The sequence below is a fragment of the Nonomuraea sp. NPDC003804 genome (assembly GCF_040610675.1).
Taxonomy (GTDB): domain Bacteria; phylum Actinomycetota; class Actinomycetes; order Streptosporangiales; family Streptosporangiaceae; genus Nonomuraea.
The window spans coordinates 239,695-255,120 of the sequence record NZ_JBEXMT010000003.1 but is presented as its reverse complement, the minus strand read 5'-3'; the positions used below and the strand labels follow the sequence as shown (position 1 = coordinate 255,120).

Annotated in this window: 17 protein-coding genes; 10 read left to right on the top strand and 7 right to left on the bottom strand. The window is 71.1% G+C overall.

Going from position 1 to position 15,426, the window contains the following annotated elements; all coding sequences use genetic code 11:
* The first annotated feature begins 32 nt into the window (after positions 1-32).
* Both ABZX22_RS05490 and ABZX22_RS05485 read left to right on the top strand, forming a co-directional pair.
* The gene (locus ABZX22_RS05490) at positions 33-296 is read left to right on the top strand and encodes a WhiB family transcriptional regulator (RefSeq protein ID WP_354906309.1); all 264 of its coding nucleotides are present in this window, start codon (positions 33-35) and stop codon (positions 294-296) included.
* Positions 297-305: 9 nt separating this feature from the next.
* A complete protein-coding gene (locus tag ABZX22_RS05485; RefSeq protein WP_354906308.1) occupies positions 306-986 on the top strand; it encodes a CPBP family intramembrane glutamic endopeptidase in 681 nt (226 codons plus the stop codon).
* Here the strand turns inward: ABZX22_RS05485 and ABZX22_RS05480 are convergent.
* Together ABZX22_RS05480 and ABZX22_RS05475 are read right to left on the bottom strand one after the other, a co-directional pair.
* Positions 928-1,674 carry an ABC transporter permease gene (locus ABZX22_RS05480; RefSeq protein WP_354906306.1) on the bottom strand — a complete coding sequence of 249 codons (747 nt, stop codon included), beginning with the start codon at positions 1,672-1,674 and terminating at the stop codon, positions 928-930. The genes ABZX22_RS05485 and ABZX22_RS05480 overlap by 59 nt on opposite strands.
* Positions 1,675-1,725: 51 nt before the next feature.
* Complete coding sequence (locus ABZX22_RS05475) at positions 1,726-2,427, bottom strand: PIG-L deacetylase family protein (RefSeq protein WP_354906305.1); 702 nt, start codon at positions 2,425-2,427, stop codon at positions 1,726-1,728.
* Between the two features lie 125 nt (positions 2,428-2,552).
* Between ABZX22_RS05475 and pcrA the strand changes: the two genes are divergently transcribed.
* From pcrA to ABZX22_RS05460, 3 genes are all read left to right on the top strand, one after another.
* On the top strand, positions 2,553-4,778 hold the full coding sequence (gene pcrA, locus ABZX22_RS05470) for a DNA helicase PcrA (protein ID WP_354906500.1): 2,226 nt from the start codon (positions 2,553-2,555) through the stop codon (positions 4,776-4,778).
* A gap of 86 nt (positions 4,779-4,864) precedes the next feature.
* Positions 4,865-5,203, top strand: a complete 339-nt coding sequence (locus ABZX22_RS05465; protein ID WP_354906303.1) for a dihydrofolate reductase family protein — start codon at positions 4,865-4,867, stop codon at positions 5,201-5,203.
* Positions 5,200-5,424, top strand: a complete 225-nt coding sequence (locus tag ABZX22_RS05460; protein ID WP_354906302.1) for a dihydrofolate reductase family protein — start codon at positions 5,200-5,202, stop codon at positions 5,422-5,424. Before ABZX22_RS05465 ends, ABZX22_RS05460 begins: the two co-directional genes overlap by 4 nt.
* Before the next feature lie 125 nt (positions 5,425-5,549).
* Here ABZX22_RS05460 and ABZX22_RS05455 read toward each other — a convergent pair whose 3' ends face one another.
* The 3 genes from ABZX22_RS05455 to ABZX22_RS05445 all read right to left on the bottom strand — a co-directional run bounded on the left by ABZX22_RS05455 (position 5,550) and on the right by ABZX22_RS05445 (position 8,186).
* Positions 5,550-6,020, bottom strand: a complete 471-nt coding sequence (locus ABZX22_RS05455) for a hypothetical protein (RefSeq protein ID WP_354906301.1) — start codon at positions 6,018-6,020, stop codon at positions 5,550-5,552.
* Positions 6,021-6,336: 316 nt separating this feature from the next.
* Positions 6,337-7,176 carry a hypothetical protein gene (locus ABZX22_RS05450; RefSeq protein WP_354906300.1) on the bottom strand — a complete coding sequence of 280 codons (840 nt, stop codon included), beginning with the start codon at positions 7,174-7,176 and terminating at the stop codon, positions 6,337-6,339.
* A gap of 188 nt (positions 7,177-7,364) precedes the next feature.
* Positions 7,365-8,186, bottom strand: coding sequence for a hypothetical protein (locus ABZX22_RS05445; RefSeq protein WP_354906298.1), 822 nt, complete (start codon positions 8,184-8,186; stop codon positions 7,365-7,367).
* Positions 8,187-8,496: 310 nt separating this feature from the next.
* Between ABZX22_RS05445 and sucC the strand changes: the two genes are divergently transcribed.
* From sucC to ABZX22_RS05430, 3 genes are all read left to right on the top strand, one after another.
* Entirely contained in the window at positions 8,497-9,678 is a 1,182-nt protein-coding gene (sucC, locus tag ABZX22_RS05440; protein ID WP_354906297.1) for an ADP-forming succinate--CoA ligase subunit beta, read from the top strand.
* Positions 9,678-10,553: a succinate--CoA ligase subunit alpha gene (sucD, locus tag ABZX22_RS05435; RefSeq protein WP_354906295.1), complete on the top strand. Its 876-nt coding sequence runs from the start codon at positions 9,678-9,680 to the stop codon at positions 10,551-10,553. The genes sucC and sucD overlap by 1 nt, the downstream gene beginning before the upstream one ends.
* Positions 10,554-10,774: 221 nt before the next feature.
* On the top strand, positions 10,775-12,397 hold the full coding sequence (locus ABZX22_RS05430; protein WP_354906294.1) for a DUF6350 family protein: 1,623 nt from the start codon (positions 10,775-10,777) through the stop codon (positions 12,395-12,397).
* A 4-nt stretch (positions 12,398-12,401) separates the two neighbouring features.
* Here ABZX22_RS05430 and ABZX22_RS05425 read toward each other — a convergent pair whose 3' ends face one another.
* Positions 12,402-12,818, bottom strand: a complete 417-nt coding sequence (locus tag ABZX22_RS05425; RefSeq protein WP_354906293.1) for a hypothetical protein — start codon at positions 12,816-12,818, stop codon at positions 12,402-12,404.
* Between the two features lie 77 nt (positions 12,819-12,895).
* Between ABZX22_RS05425 and purN the strand changes: the two genes are divergently transcribed.
* Both purN and purH read left to right on the top strand, forming a co-directional pair.
* Complete coding sequence (gene purN, locus ABZX22_RS05420; RefSeq protein WP_354906292.1) at positions 12,896-13,519, top strand: phosphoribosylglycinamide formyltransferase; 624 nt, start codon at positions 12,896-12,898, stop codon at positions 13,517-13,519.
* Positions 13,516-15,081 carry a bifunctional phosphoribosylaminoimidazolecarboxamide formyltransferase/IMP cyclohydrolase gene (purH, locus tag ABZX22_RS05415; protein ID WP_354906291.1) on the top strand — a complete coding sequence of 522 codons (1,566 nt, stop codon included), beginning with the start codon at positions 13,516-13,518 and terminating at the stop codon, positions 15,079-15,081. The genes purN and purH overlap by 4 nt, the downstream gene beginning before the upstream one ends.
* An 8-nt stretch (positions 15,082-15,089) precedes the next feature.
* Here the strand turns inward: purH and ABZX22_RS05410 are convergent, their stop codons facing one another.
* Positions 15,090-15,302, bottom strand: a complete 213-nt coding sequence (locus ABZX22_RS05410; protein ID WP_354906289.1) for a hypothetical protein — start codon at positions 15,300-15,302, stop codon at positions 15,090-15,092.
* Between the last annotated feature and the right edge of the window lie 124 nt (positions 15,303-15,426).

Below are 15,426 nucleotides of genomic sequence, written 5' to 3'. Positions count from 1 at the left end.
CGGCCGCCGGGCGGGCGGTCTAGCGTGAACGCATGCCACTGGGGAACGTCAAGGAGATCGGCTGGTTGCGGCGGGGTGCCTGCAGGACCAGCGACCCCGATCTCTTCTTCCCTCCCGCGCCGTCGCCGGCGCAGGAGGCGCAGGCCAAGGCGGTCTGCTCGGGTTGTCAGGTGCTCGCCGAGTGCAGGGCCTACGCGGTGCGCGCGGGCGAGTCCGAGGGCATCTGGGGCGGGCTCACCCCCGACGAACGCAGACGGCTGCGCTTCCCCGCCGGATGGCGGCAGCGGACCGCATAGCCTGCAGGGGTGCTGCTTCGTTCCCTCGCCGTCCTCGTCGCGGCCAACGTCATGAACAACCGCGTCGCCCCCAGGCTCGCCCCCCTCACCTCCGCGCTGGCCACCGGCGCCCTGGTGGCCATGGCCAGGAAGTCGGGCCTGTCGTGGGAGGAGATCGGCTTCACCCGCGGCATGCCCGGTGCCAGGGCGGGCGCCGCGCTGGCGGCCATCGTCGCCGCCGGCTACACCGCGGGCATCGCCGTCCCGCGGACGCGGGCGCTGTTCCACGACGAGCGGGCGCTGTCGCTGTCGACGGCCGAGGTCGTCGAGGCGGTCCTGCTCCAGGTGCCCGTCGGCACGGTCCTGCTGGAGGAGGTCGGCTTCAGGGGCGCCCTGTACGGCATGCTGCGCCGCGACCACGGCACGGTGACGGCCACGGCGGTCTCGTCCACGCTCTTCGGGCTGTGGCACATCCTGCCCTCGATGGAGATGGCCCGCGCCAACCCGGCGCTCGGCGAGCTGACCTCCGGCGACGGCGACATGGCCAGGGTCGTGGTGGGCAGCGTCGTCTCCACGGCGGCGGCGGGCGTGCTGTTCTGCGAGCTGCGCCGCCACCGGGGGCTCCTGGCGCCCGCGCTGCTGCATCTGGCCACTAACTCGCTGGGCTATCTGTTCGCCCGAATCGCCCCCGCGCCACCAGCTCGACCGTGACCAGCACGGCGACCGCCTCGGCGGCCAGCAGGGCGACCAGCACCACGAGCTGAACCACGCCCGCCTCCAGCGGCCGCGCGCCGCCGAGCAGCATCCCCACGAACGCGCCGGGCAGCGTGACCAGGCCGACCGTCCTGGTCTGGTCGAGCGCGGGGATCAGCGCCTGGGCGGCGGCCGGGCGGCAGATCTCCAGGTTGGCGTCCCGGTCGAGGAAACCGAGCGACAGCGCGGCCTCGACCTCGCCCCTGCGCTGGCGCAGCTCGTCGAGGGCGCGCCTGCCGGCCAGCGCGGTGGCGGTCAGGCAGCCGCCGAGCAGGATCCCCGCGATCGGGATGACGGTGACGCCGCGCATGGGCGCCACTCCGGTGCCGAACAGCGCGACCAGGACCGGCAGGGTGCCGGCCGCGATGGGGAGGGCGGCGGGCCACGGCCGTTCCTTGCTGATCCTGCGGCCCGCGGTGACGGCGGCCACGCCGTACATGACGAGCAGGAAGGCGGCGACGGCGGGTGGGGCGCCGATCACCCAGGCGATCACCAGGGAGACGGCGCCCAGCTGGACGGCGGCGCGCAGGCTCGCGGTGAGGACGGCGCGGGCGTGGCCGAGCCCGCCCAGCCGGGCCACGGCGGCACCGCCCCCGGCCAGCAGGACGACCGTGACGGCGAGGGCGGGCGTGAGCGTGAGTCCCATGGACAGGTTTCTACCTGGGAGCGGCGCGGGCCGCCCCTGGGCAGCGTGGGGTCACGCGGTGGGGACCACCTGGAAGGCCTCGGCGTAGCGGCCCTCACCCAGGCCGCCCTTCACCGCGATGCCCGCCCAGCGCTCGCGGACGAACTCCTCGAACCCCTCGCGGTGCCCGACCTGGCTGGCGTGCGCGGCCAGCGCGGCGAGCTTGCGGTCGATGGTCTCGGTGATGTCCACCCAGTGGTCGGGGGTCATGCTGCCGATCAGCCACACCTCGCCGACCGTCCAGGGCTCGAGGCCGGCCAGCTCCTCGTAGGCGTAGGGGTTGCGGGCGTCGGGGTAGACGGCGTCGAGCGTGGTGGCGCCGACCGCGCGGTGGTCGGGGTGGCTGGGGCCGATGAACTGGTAGTTGCGCTCGGGCGTGCTCGTGATCACCAGGTCGGGCCGCACCTGGCGGATCACCCCGGCGATGTCGCGGCGCAGCTCGATGGTGGGCTCGACCCTGCCGTCCCGGTAACCGGACAGGAAACGTACGTCGGTGACGCCGACCGCCTTGGCCGCCGCGGCCTGCTCGGCCCTGCGCAGCTCGGCCATGCCCTCGCCGTCGGTCTCGCGCTCGTGACCACCCGCGTCGCCTGCCGTGACGAGCAGGTAGGTCACTTCGACGCCCTTGTCGACGAACTGCGCGATCGTGCCCGCCGCGCCGAAGTCGACGTCGTCGGGATGCGCGGTCACCACCAGGACCCGGGCGAACTCCATATTGACTCCTTCAATGGGGGACGAATCAGGCAACCCAGCGGAACGGCGGCGCATTCCTGGGCGCGTTTGTCGGTGGGGCGCTTTACCCTAGGTCCGTGCCCACCCAAGTCTCTGTTGACCACCCCTTGCTCGACGGCCTGAACCCGCAGCAGCGCGAGGCCGTGATCCATCACGGCAGCCCCCTGCTCATCGTCGCGGGGGCGGGGTCAGGCAAGACGCGGGTGCTCACCCATCGCATCGCCTACCTCCTGGCCGAGCGCGAGGTCCACCCCGGCCAGATCCTGGCGATCACCTTCACCAACAAGGCCGCCAGGGAGATGAAGGAGCGCATCGACAAGCTGATCGGCCCGCGCTCCAAGGCCATGTGGGTGATGACCTTCCACAGCGCCTGCATGCGCATCCTGCGCAGGGAGGCCAAGCGGCTCGGCTACCCGTCCAGCTTCTCCATCTACGACCAGGCCGACTCCCAGCGGCTCATGGCCATGGTCTGCCGCGAGATGGACCTCGACCCCAAGCGCTACCCGCCGCGCTCGTTCTCCGCGCAGGTCAGCAACTTCAAGAACGAGCTGATCGACTACGAGAGCGCCATCGACCGGGCGGGCTCGCACCTGGAGAAGGTGCTGGCCGAGGCCTACAAGGCCTACCAGCTCAAGCTGACCGAGTCCGGCGCGATGGACTTCGACGACATCATCATGAACACCGTGGTGCTCTTCCAGCTCTTCCCCGAGGTGGCCGAGCACTACCGGATGCGCTTCCGGCACGTGCTCGTCGACGAGTACCAGGACACCAATCACGCCCAGTACATCCTCATCAGGGAGCTGGTCGGGCGGCCGCAGCTGACCACCGTCGACGGCGAGCTTGTGCGCTCGGGCGCCGACCAGTCCGAACTGTGCGTCGTCGGCGACGCCGACCAGTCGATCTACGCCTTCCGCGGCGCGACGATCCGCAACATCCTGGAGTTCGAGCGCGACTACCCCGACGCGCGCACGATCCTGCTGGAGCAGAACTACCGCTCCAGCCAGAACATCCTGGCCGCCGCCAACGCGGTCATCGCGCGCAACGAGTCGCGCAAGCCGAAGAACCTGTGGTCCGACCAGGGCGACGGGCCCAAGATCGTCGGATACGTGGCCGACAACGAGCACGACGAGGCCATGTTCGTGGCCCAGGAGGTCGACCGGCTCTCCGACGAGGAGGACGTGCGGCCCGGTGACGTGGCGGTCTTCTACCGCACCAACGCCGCCTCCCGCGTGTTCGAGGAGATCTTCATCCGCACCGGCCTGCCGTACAAGGTGGTCGGGGGCGTGCGCTTCTACGAGCGCAAGGAGGTCAAGGACCTGCTGGCCTACCTGCGGGTCGTCGCCAACCCCAACGACGTGGTCTCTCTGCGGCGCATTCTCAACGTGCCCAAGCGCGGCATCGGCGACCGCGCGGAGGCGATGGTCGAGGCGCTGTCCTCGCGCGAGCGCATCTCCTTCTGGGAGGCGCTGCGCAGGGCCGACGAGGCGTACGGCATGGCGACCAGGTCGCTCAACGCGATCCGCGACTTCGTCGCGCTGGTCGAGGACCTCATCGGCAAGGCCGAGGGCATGCCGCCCTCGGCGCTGGCCGAGGAGATCCTGGCGGCCACCGGCTACCGCGCCGAGCTGGAGGCCTCCGAAGACCCGCAGGACGAGTCGCGGCTGGAGAACCTCAACGAGCTGATCTCCGTCGCCACCGAGTTCGAGGAGGCCAACCCCGAGGGCACCCTGGTGGAGTTCCTCGAGCAGGTCTCGCTGGTGGCCGACGCCGACCAGATCCCGGAGAGCGACGGCGGGCAGGGCGTGGTGACGCTCATGACCCTCCACACCGCCAAGGGCCTGGAGTTCCCCGTCGTCTTCCTCACCGCGATGGAGGACGGCGTCTTCCCGCACATCCGCTCACTCGGCGAGCCGAAGGAGCTGGAGGAGGAACGCCGCCTGGCCTACGTCGGCATCACCCGTGCCGAGCAGCGCCTCTACATCACCCGGGCGGCGGTGCGCAGCTCGTGGGGCTCGCCGTCGTTCAACCCGGCCTCGCGCTTCGTCAACGAGGTGCCCGCCAAGCTCATCGAGTGGCGTACCGACCCGGAGAAGTCGGCGTGGAGCGCGGCGACGGCACGCAAGGCGGCTCCGGCCCTGGCTCCGGCGAAGAAGGCGGGGGGCAAGCAGCTGCCGTCGCTGGCGCCGGGCGACCGCGTCACGCACGACGCCTTCGGCCTGGGCACCGTGGTGTCCGTCGACGGGGTGGCCGAGAAGACCAAGGTGAAGATCGACTTCGGCGGTGGCGGCGAGAAGACGCTCCTGCTCGCCTACGCGCCGCTGGAGAAGCTCTAGGGGTACGGCCCCCGCACCGCGGGCGAGGGGATCCCTCCGCTCGCGAGGGCGTCCGGTTCCGGCTACCACCGGCGGGAGGGCTCACCGTGGCCAGGCTGATCTACTCGGCGATCGCCTCGCTCGACGGCTACGTGGCAGACGAACGCGGCCGCTTCGACTGGGCGGTGCCCGACGACGAGGTTCACGCCTTCGTCAACGATCTCGTCCGGCCGAGCCGCCTTCACCTGTACGGGCGCCGGATGTACGAGGTGATGGCCGGCTGGGAGACCGCGCACACCCGACCCGATCAGCCCGCCGTCATGCTCGACTTCGCGAGGATCTGGCGGGCGGCGGACAAGATCGTGTACTCCAGGACGCTGGAGACGGCGTCACGGCGAGGACGCGGATCGAAAGGGACTTCTCGCCCGAGGCGGTCAGGAAGGTGAAGGAGTCGGCGCAGACCGACGTCACCGTGGGCGGCGCCGACCTCGCCGGGCAGGCGCTGGCGTGGGGCGTGGTGGACGAATGCCACCTGCTCGTCGCGCCGATCGTGGTGGGAGGCGGCACGAGAGTCTTCCCCGACGGCGTCCGCGTGCCGCTGGACCTGGTGGACGAACGCCGTTTCGGCAACGGCACGGTCTACCTGCGCTACCGCACCGGATCGTGACCGTGCCGGCCCGTTCCGGCGGACGGCGTCACGGTGCTGTGGATCGTGTCCGTGCGAGCCCGTTCCGGCGGAGGGCGTCATGGTGCCGCGGATCGTGTCCGTGCCGGCCCGTTCCGCGGAGGGCGTCATGGTGCTGTGGTGAGCAGGTCGGGGCCGCGCCAGACGCCTGCCGCCGCCGCCGCGAGCAGTGGCGGCCCGAGCAGGATCACGCTGGTCCAGAAGGACGGCTCGCCGTTGGAGGTGAAGGCCACGTAGACCGCCTCCCACCCGGCCAGGCTCAGCACGCAGGCGCACGCGACCAGCAGCCGGGCCCGCCACGCGGTGTGCCGCGCCCATCCGGCCAGCGGGATGAGCGCCACCAGCGCGGTGCCCGCCACCAGGAGCCCGAGTACCGCCCCCAGCAGCAGCGACACCAGTACCAACGTGAACAGTCCTGGGACGACCGCGAGCGTGATCTCCCCTTCCTGATACTCCACCATCAGGGCGGAGAGGATCACCACCATGGTCAGGAGACCGGCCGCCGCGCCTGCCACCGCCCCGGTGACCGTCGTTCTGGCCGCGATACCGCCCGCCTTGCGGGCCTGCCGTGTTCCCACCCAGCACCCCGTCCCCGTTGACGGCCCTAAGGACTCCGCGGTTCCTTCCGCAACCTGCTCCGCAGAACTTCCTCCGGCTTCGATCGAATGCCTTTCTTCTGATCGAAGCGGCCCTCAGGGTAACCCGTTCTCCGGCTCGGCGACTGTGGAAAGGGGCCTTGATCCGCCGCCGGAAACTCTGGTGAACGGTGAAGCCGATCAGGCGTTGAGACCCCGGTACGGAGGTGACGCGTGCCCGAGGGTGTCTCATCCACCGCTCGGGCACGCGTCCAACGCCTCACACGCCCGCTTCAGGCGAGGTCAGTGAGGGGTCGCCTTACTTGGGCGCCTCGGTCAGCGACTCGGGCATGCCGGGCACGTTCGGGAGCTCCTTGTCGAGGTCCTTCGCGTCGACCCACGACTCGGCGGCCGGCTCGGTCACCTTGACCGTGGAACCCCACCCGGTGTACCTGCTGTCGGCGGTGAAGTCGATCGTCTCGCCACGGCCCATCGGCAACGAGATCTTGGTGGTGAACCGGCTCACGAGGCCCTTGCTGTCGAACCAGAGCGCCCACGTGACCTTCTGACTGGCCTTGAAGCCCAGCGGCCTGCTGGGCAGCTTGCCCGCCTTGATGGTGCCCTTGGCCAGGCCGTTCTTGACGGAGGAGGCGCTGGACAGCAGCGTCTTGAGCGTGCCGGGGGAGAAGAGGTCGACGCTGGGGCCGCCGAGGCTGGCCGCGTCCGTCCGCGGGCCGCGCACCCACGTCTTGCCCTCGGGCAGGGAGCCGGCCACGAGGCCGCCCGACAGGTAGCTCCAGTTCTTGATGGTGATCTGGCGGGTCGGGGTGCGCACCAGGTCCTTCAGCGCCGCGCCGTCCTCGTCGCCTTCCTCCAGCGCCGAGACGACGACCGGGTCGAGGCTGAACTTCACGGTCTTGTCGGAGGCGGCGACGCCCGACCTGCTCCATGCCAGGGCGCCGGTCTCGCGGGCGGTGATGACGGGGTCACCGGAGATCGACATCCTGAGGGTGGCGGTGGTCTTGACGCCCTTGCCCGGGACGAACTGGGCCTTGAGCGCCTTGACCGGGTCGGCCTTGGGCGCTGCCGCCTGAGCGGGAACGGCGGTGATCAGCGCGACGCCCGTGGCCAGGGCGAGGCCGACGATGGTTCGCTTCATGTGTTTCTTCCTTCTGGAGGGGGAGGAAAGATCTTTTCACTTGAAGATCACGACCGCGTCTCATCATTCGGGACACCGTGCGCATGGCGTGTGAAGGTTCGGTGCGGGAGGCGCTGCTCGGAATCCCGGGCAGCGGAAAGCCCGGCGCCCCCGTCGAGGGGCGGCCGGGCTCTCGACGGCGTCGGCTCCTAGCCGGCGGCCTCGGTGAGGACGCTGGGCAGGTCGGGAACCTCGGTCCCGAGGTCGGCCGCGTCGACCACCTCCTCCTCGGGGGGAGCGGTGATGACGACCTTGGTGCCCCAGTCGCTGTAGCGGGTGTCGGCGGTCATGCTGATGACCCCCAGCAGCCCGAAGTCCAGCTTCGCCACGGTGGTCACCCTGGTCACGAGCAGCTTGGAGTTCACGGTGACCGCGTAGGCGACCTTCACCTTGCCCATCTTGCCGGGCAGCGGGCTGCCGCCCGACGCCTTGCTGAGGTCGTTGAGGCTGATGGCGCCCTTGTAGACGCCGCCGCGGACGCTCGACGCGCCCTTGAGGACCGTCTTGAGGATGGAGGCGTCGAAGATGTTGATCAGCTGGCTGCTGGACATGGTGGCGTCGGGCGCGCCGTCGACGCGCACCCACTTCTTGCCCTCGGGCAGGTCGCGGGAGTAGATGCCGCCCTTGGCGTACGTCTGGTCCTTGACGCTGATGTACCTGGTGGGGCTGAACAGGGCGGCGAACTCGTCGTCGTCCGCGACCTTCGGGCCCTTGGTGCGGCGGGTCAGGTCGGAGGCGACGACGCCCTTCTTGCCGAACGCGAGGACGCCGGTCATGCGGCCGACGCCGCCGGACGGCTTGCCGTCCGTGGTCATGGTGGTGGTCTCGGAGACCTTGACGCCCTTGCCGGCGACGAACTGCTTCTTCAGCGCCTCCACCGGGTTCTTCGGCGCGGCGGAGTACGCGAAAGCGGGGGTGGCGACCGCGACCGCGGCTGCGGTGAGCGCGGTGGCGGCGATCAAACGCCTCATGTTGGTTTGTGCCCCTTCGGTCAGATGTGCGGGACATCCTAGATCGCTAAAGAGGACAATCAGGCGATTTGCCGCACATTGGTATGGCGCGCGAGCGATATCTATGACCCGATGACCTGGGCAGGTCGAGCTTGGGACTAGGCTTCCTTGGCGGAAACGCCCGGCACACGGGGGTGGGCCCGGGCCGTCGAACATCAGTCGAATAGCAGGGAGCGAGCCCGACCGAGCGAGCGGAGTGGAAGGCCGAGGAGCGAGGCGTTCCGCGAAGCGAGTGAGGAGGGGGAGCGACCAAGGAGAAGGACGGACCCTCGTGGACCTGTTCGAACATCAGGCGAAGGAGCTCTTCGCGGACTACGGCATCCCGGTGCCGCGCGGCATCGTCGCGCACACCGTGGAGGAGGTGCGTGCGGCTGCCGAGCAGCTGACCGGCCGCGTTGTCGTCAAGGCCCAGGTCAAGACCGGGGGCCGCGGCAAGGCGGGCGGCGTCAAGGTCGCCGACGACGCGGCGGACGCCGTCGCGAAGGCCACCGACATCCTCGGGATGGACATCAAGGGCCACACGGTCCACAAGGTGCTGGTGGAAGAGGCCAGCGCGATCGCGGAGGAGTACTACTTCTCCTTCCTGCTCGACCGTGCGAACCGTACCTTCCTCGCGATCTGCTCCGCCGCCGGCGGCATGGACATCGAAGAGGTCGCGCACAGCGCCCCGGAGAAGGTCGCCAAGGTGCCGGTCTCCGCGCTGACCGGCGTCGACCGCGCCAAGGCGCGCGAGATCGCCGTCGCCGGCGGGCTGCCCGAGAAGTCCCTGGACGGCGCGGCCGAGCTCATCGAGAAGCTCTGGTGCTGCTTCGTCGACGAGGACGCCTCGCTCGTCGAGGTCAACCCCATGATCCTGTCGGCCGACGGCCAGGTGAAGGCCCTCGACGGCAAGGTCACGCTCGACGACAACGCGACCTTCCGCCAGGCCGACCACGAGAAGTTCGCCGACAAGGCCGCCGAGGACCCGCTGGAGGCCGCGGCCAAGGAGAAGGACCTCAACTACGTCAAGCTCGACGGCAACGTCGGCATCATCGGCAACGGCGCGGGCCTGGTCATGTCCACCCTCGACGTCGTCGCCTACGCGGGCGAGGCCTTCCCCGGTCAGCCCAAGCCCGCCAACTTCCTCGACATCGGCGGCGGCGCCAGCGCCGAGGTCATGGCCGCGGGCCTGGAGATCATCCTGTCCGACGTCGCGGTGAAGTCGATCTTCGTGAACGTCTTCGGCGGCATCACCGCCTGCGACGCGGTCGCCAACGGCATCGTCGCGGCCTTCAAGCTGCTCGAGGAGCGCGGCGAGGCGGTGACCCGCCCGCTGGTCGTCCGGCTGGACGGCAACAACGCCCTGCTGGGGCGGCAGATCCTGCGCGACGCCGGGCTCAAGGGCGTCGAGCTTGTTGACACGATGGACGACGCGGCCAAGCGCGCCGCCGAGCTCGCTGCGGTAGGTGCGTAATGGCAATCTGGCTGACCGAGAACAGCAAGATCATTGTTCAGGGCATGACCGGCGGTGAGGGCACCAAGCACGCCAAGCGCATGCTCGCCTCCGGCGCCAGGGTCGTCGGCGGCGTGAACGCCCGCAAGGCCGGCACCACCCACCTCGACCTGCCCGTCTTCGGCACGGTCAAGGAGGCCATGGAGCAGACCGGGGCCGACGTCTCCGTCGTCTTCGTGCCGCCGGCCTTCACCAAGGACGCGGTCATCGAGGCCATCGACGCGGGCATCCCGCTCTGCGTGGTCATCACCGAGGGCGTCCCGGTCCACGACACGACGGCCTTCTGGGCCTACGCGGTCGCCAAGGGCAACAAGACCCGCATCATCGGGCCGAACTGCCCCGGCATCGCCTCGCCCGGCGCGTCCAACGCGGGCATCATCCCCGCCGACATCACCACCGCGGGCCGCATCGGCCTGGTGTCGAAGTCCGGCACGCTGACCTACCAGCTCATGTACGAGCTGCGTGACTTCGGCTTCTCCACCGCCGTCGGCATCGGCGGCGACCCCGTTATCGGCACCACGCACATCGACGCCCTGCAGGCCTTCCAGGAGGACCCGGGCACCGACGCGATCGTGATGATCGGCGAGATCGGCGGCGACGCCGAGGAGCGGGCCGCCGCCTACATCGAGCAGCACGTGACCAAGCCGGTCGTGGCCTACGTGGCGGGCTTCACCGCCCCCGAGGGCAAGACGATGGGCCACGCGGGCGCGATCGTGTCCGGCTCGGCCGGCACCGCCCAGGCGAAGAAGGAGGCGCTGGAGAAGGTCGGCGTCCGCGTCGGCAAGACGCCCTCCGAGACCGCCCGCCTCATGCGCGAGATCATGCAGTCGCGCTAGTTCCCGCCCATCGCGGGGGCTCTCCTCCGTACGGCGGAGCGTGATGACGGCCACCGGGGTCACCCGGTGGCCGTCCGCATGTCCACGCCACTCCAGCGGGACTCCGGTGCCCGCCGTGACGTGGCAGGCGCCGCTCGATCGCGGCCTGCCGTCCAGGATGAATGGCGACTCACGGCGCGGCTGAGAGGTTCTTGACTGAAAACTTGAGAACATCGAGCACTGTGACGGCCCTTCTCGATCACCTGCGGACAGCTCCCCGGACGGTACTCAGCAAGATCTCCGGAGATGACGACGAGACGCGGCGGCCGCTGCCCGTCTCAGGGATGCTCGCGGCTGCGGCCACGCTCGGGGTGGGCCTGGCCGTGCTCGTCACCCTCACCCTGGTCGGCTGGATCGCCGCGCCCAGGGGCGCGCTCGGGGCGGGGCTGCCGGGGGTGTTCCGCACCGCGGCGCAGATCTGGCTGGCCGCGCACCACACCGGGTTCTCCTGGTCGGGCGGGCAGCTCGGCCTGCTGCCGCTGGGGCTCATGGTGCTGCCCGCGGTGCTGCTCTACAAGGCGGCCATGTGGATGGCGCGCGACGCCGACCTGCGGCTGCGGCTGCCCGCGCGGCTGCCGAAGAACAGCCCGAAGGAGCAGGCGAGCGCCCGGCGCAAGGCCCAGCTGGTGCTGGTGGCGCAGGCGGGGGTGTCGCTGGCCGCGCCGTACGCGCTGCTGGCCGGGCTGATGGCGCTGGTGGCCAGGAACGACGTCACCCAGCCGTTCATCGGCGAGGCGCTGCTCAGTCACTTCCTGCTGGCGTTCGTGGCGGGCGTGCTGGCCACCGCGCGCACCATCGGCCCGTGGCGGTCGATGCTGCGGCTGCTGCCCGAGCGGGTGCGGGCCGTCACGGTCGGCACGGCCGTCGCCGTCGCCGTCATGCTGGTCGCCGGCCTGGTGCTGGTGCTGGTGGCGATCGCGGTCAACTTCCAGCAGGTACGCGAGCTGACCGACGGCCTGGCGCCGGGGTTCGTCGGCGGGCTGCTGCTCCTGCTGGTCCAGGTCCTGTACCTGCTGAACGCCGTCATCTGGGGGCTGGCCTACATCGCCGGTCCCGGGTTCGCCGTCGGCACCGGCACGCTGGTCGCGCCGACGGGCGTGCAGCTCGGCTACGTGCCGACGCTGCCGCTGCTCGGCGCGCTCCCCGAGAACGGGCCGGTGCCGGCCGTCATGATGGGGCTGATCGCGCTGCCGTTCGCCGCCGGCGCCGTGGCGGGCGTGGTGGTCGCCAGGATCGCGCCGTCGCCGTCGTACGAGGCGGCACCGCTGTGGGGGTTCGTCACCGGCGTCACCACGGGACTGGCCGCGGGGCTGCTGGCCGAACTGTCGGGCGGCTCGATCGGCGGGGCCAGGTTGGCCGTGGTCGGCCCCTCGGCCTGGGAGGTGGCGCTGTCGGTCAGCCTGGAGGTCGGCGTCGCCGCCGGCATCTCGGCGGGGCTGGCCAACTGGTGGCTGCTCTACCAGGGGGCGCGCGGCAAGGGCCCGATCGCCCGCAAGCTCGACACGGCGCGCAAGGCCGGCGCGGCCATCGCGAAGGCGGCGAGCAAGGTCGGCTTCGCCGAGCCGGAGGGGCGCGCCCTGCCCGGCCACTGGATGGACGCCACGGAGGCCGACACCCAGCCCATCCCGGTCATCCGCGACGACTGGCAGGACGAGCACGCCTCAGCGGCGGCCGAGACGCTGGCGCAGGCCAAGCCGCGCGGCCCCGAACGGTCAGGGCCGCCCCGCCGCGACATCGTGGACGAGTCCGACGACCGCGGCGGCCACGTCATCTACCTCGACCCCTACGCCTGGGACCGCGACTAGGCGGCTACTCCACCGCGCCCAGGAACTCGATCACACCGGGCGGAAGCTTGGCCGCCGCCGCGTTCCTGAACTCCGCGAAGCACGCGTTCTGCGCGGCCACCGTGCCCGCCCCCTTCCTGCACTCCTGGTAGGCGGCGTACTCGTCCATCAGGTACAGCTGCATCGCCGTCGCCGACGCCGACAGCAGCAGCGCGATCGCGGAGATCACGATGCCGCCCACCGCGACGCCCGTGGACCTGCCGGCGGCGCGCAGCGCCGGCCGCGCCCTGAATCCCGCCAGCAGGGCGAAGACCGCCATGACCAGGCCGGCGAGCGGAAGCATGAACGTCATGGCCAGCGCCGCGATGGCCAGCCATATCGCCCTGCGGCCCGCGGACTCCGCGAGCTGCTGGTCGCCCGGTGCCTGCACCGGTGTCGTCACCTGACCTCCTCAACGTTGCCGGACGAGGAACAGATACCCTGGCAACCCCACCCCGAGCATGTGAATGGAGTGCGCCTGTGTCGCAGGCAGGTCGGCTTGTGGTTCTCGTCTCCGGCTCTGGAACCAACCTACAGGCCCTTCTGGATGCCTCAGCAGATCCGTCGTACGGCGCGACGATCGTGGCGGTGGGTGCGGATCGCGACGGCATCGAGGGGCTGGCCAGGGCCGAGCGCGCGGGCGTGCCGACCTTCGTCGAGAAGCTGTCCGGGTACGGCTCCCGCGCCGAGTGGGACGCCGCCGTCGCCGCGCGCATCGCCGCCTACCGGCCCGACCTGGTCGTCTCGGCCGGCTTCATGAAGATCCTCGGCGACCCGACGCTGAGCGCCTTCCCCGTGGTCAACACCCATCCCGCGCTGCTGCCGTCCTTCCCCGGGGCCCACGGCGTGCGCGACGCGCTGGCCCACGGCGTCAAGGTCACCGGCTGCACGGTGATGCTGGCCGACGCGGGCGTCGACACCGGGCCCATCATCGCGCAGGAGGCGGTGCGCGTCTTCGACGGGGACGACGAGCACCAGCTGCACGAGCGCATCAAGACCGTCGAACGAGAGCTGCTCGTCGACACCGTCGGCCGGATGGTCCGCGAGGGCTGGACCGTCGCCGGCCGTACCGTCCGCATCGGACCAGGAGGAGAGAAGAAGTGACCGAGCGCAGCGAGGGCGCTGCCCAGCCCGACAGCCGCATCGCCATCAGGCGCGCGTTGATCGCGGTGTACGACAAGTCCGGGCTCGAGGAGCTGGCCCGAGCGCTCGACGCCGCGGGGGTGGAGATCGTCTCCACGGGGGGCACGGCGGCCGCGATCGCCTCATCCGGCATCGCCGTCACCAAGGTCGAGCAGCTGACGGGTTTCCCCGAATGCCTGGACGGCAGGGTCAAGACCCTGCACCCGCGCGTCCACGCGGGCCTGCTGGCCGACCTGACCAAGGAACACCACGTCGCCCAGCTGAACGAGCTGGAGATCGACCCGTTCCAGCTGGTCGTGGTCAACCTCTACCCGTTCGAGCAGACCGTGGCCTCGGGCGCCTCCGACGCCGAGTGCGTCGAGCAGATCGACATCGGCGGCCCCGCCATGATCCGCGGTGCCGCCAAGAACCACGCCACCTGCGCCGTCGTGGTCGACACCGGCTCCTACGGCGAGATCTACCGCGCCCTCGACGGGGGCGGCTTCACCCTCGACGAGCGCAGGAGCCTGGCGGGCCGCGCCTACGCGCACACGGCCGCCTACGACGTCGCCGTGGCGACCTGGTTCGCCGAGACCTACACCGGCGACCGGCGGTTCAGCGGCACGGCCGGCCGGCTCAAGAACGTCCTGCGCTACGGCGAGAACCCGCACCAGCAGGCCTGGCTGTACGTCTCCGAGGACGGCGGGCTCGCCAACGCCGAGCAGCTGCACGGCAAGGAGATGTCATACAACAACTACCTCGACGCCGACGCCGCCTGGCGGGCCGCGTGGGACTTCGACGCGCCGTGCGTCGCGATCATCAAGCACCAGAACCCGTGCGGCATCGCCGTCGGCGCCGACGTGGCCGACGCCCACCGCAAGGCCCACGCCTGCGACCCGGTGTCGGCCTACGGCGGGGTCATCGCGGTCAACGGGGAGGTGAGCGTCGAGCTGGCCAGGCAGATCGCGGAGGTGTTCACCGAGGTGGTGGTCGCGCCCTCGTTCGCCGACGAGGCGCTGGCCGTGCTCACCGGGAAGAAGAACCTGCGCCTGCTGCGGTGCGGGCAGCGTCCGGCCAACGCCACCGAGTTCCGCAGGGTCGACGGCGGGCTGCTGGTGCAGACCGCCGACCGGATCGACGCCCCCGGCGACGCGCCGGAGAACTGGGAGCTGAAGGCGGGGCCCGCGGCCACGCCCGAGCTGCTGCGGGAGCTCGACTTCGCCTGGCGGGCGTCCAGGTCGGTGAAGTCCAACGCGATCGTGCTGGCGGCCGCGGGCGCGACGGTCGGCGTCGGCATGGGCCAGGTCAACCGGGTCGACTCCTGCCGTCTCGCGGTCACCCGCGCGGGCGACAGGGCGGCCGGGTCGGTGGCGGCCTCCGACGCGTTCTTCCCGTTCGCCGACGGCCCCGAGGTGCTCATCGCGGCCGGGGTGAAGGCCATCGTGGAGCCCGGCGGGTCGATCAGGGACGACGAGGTCATCGCGGCCTGCGAGAAGGCCGGCGTCACCCTGTACTTCACCGGGACGCGGCACTTCTTCCACTGACCGGCGCGCTACGGCCATCGCCCCCCGGCGGGGGCGATGGCCAGGCCGTCGATGGCGATCCCGGAGACAAAGGGACCGGGCCGCAGCGCCGGCACGGCCACGACGAACACCCAGGCCAGGCCGTAGACGGTCCACGCGCCGACGCCGAACAGGCGCCGGGCCGGCACCTGGCTGACGCCCTCGATCCAGCGGATCCGGCGCCTGCTCCGCGCGCCCGGCACAGCCGCACCTTCGCCCGCGCCTCCGGCCGCACCTGCGCGCGCGCCCGGCACCGGGGAGGTGCGGCGGCTCCAGGAGCCCCGCCGCGGCCAGCCCGTCCAGGAAGCATGGACAACCGTAGAAACG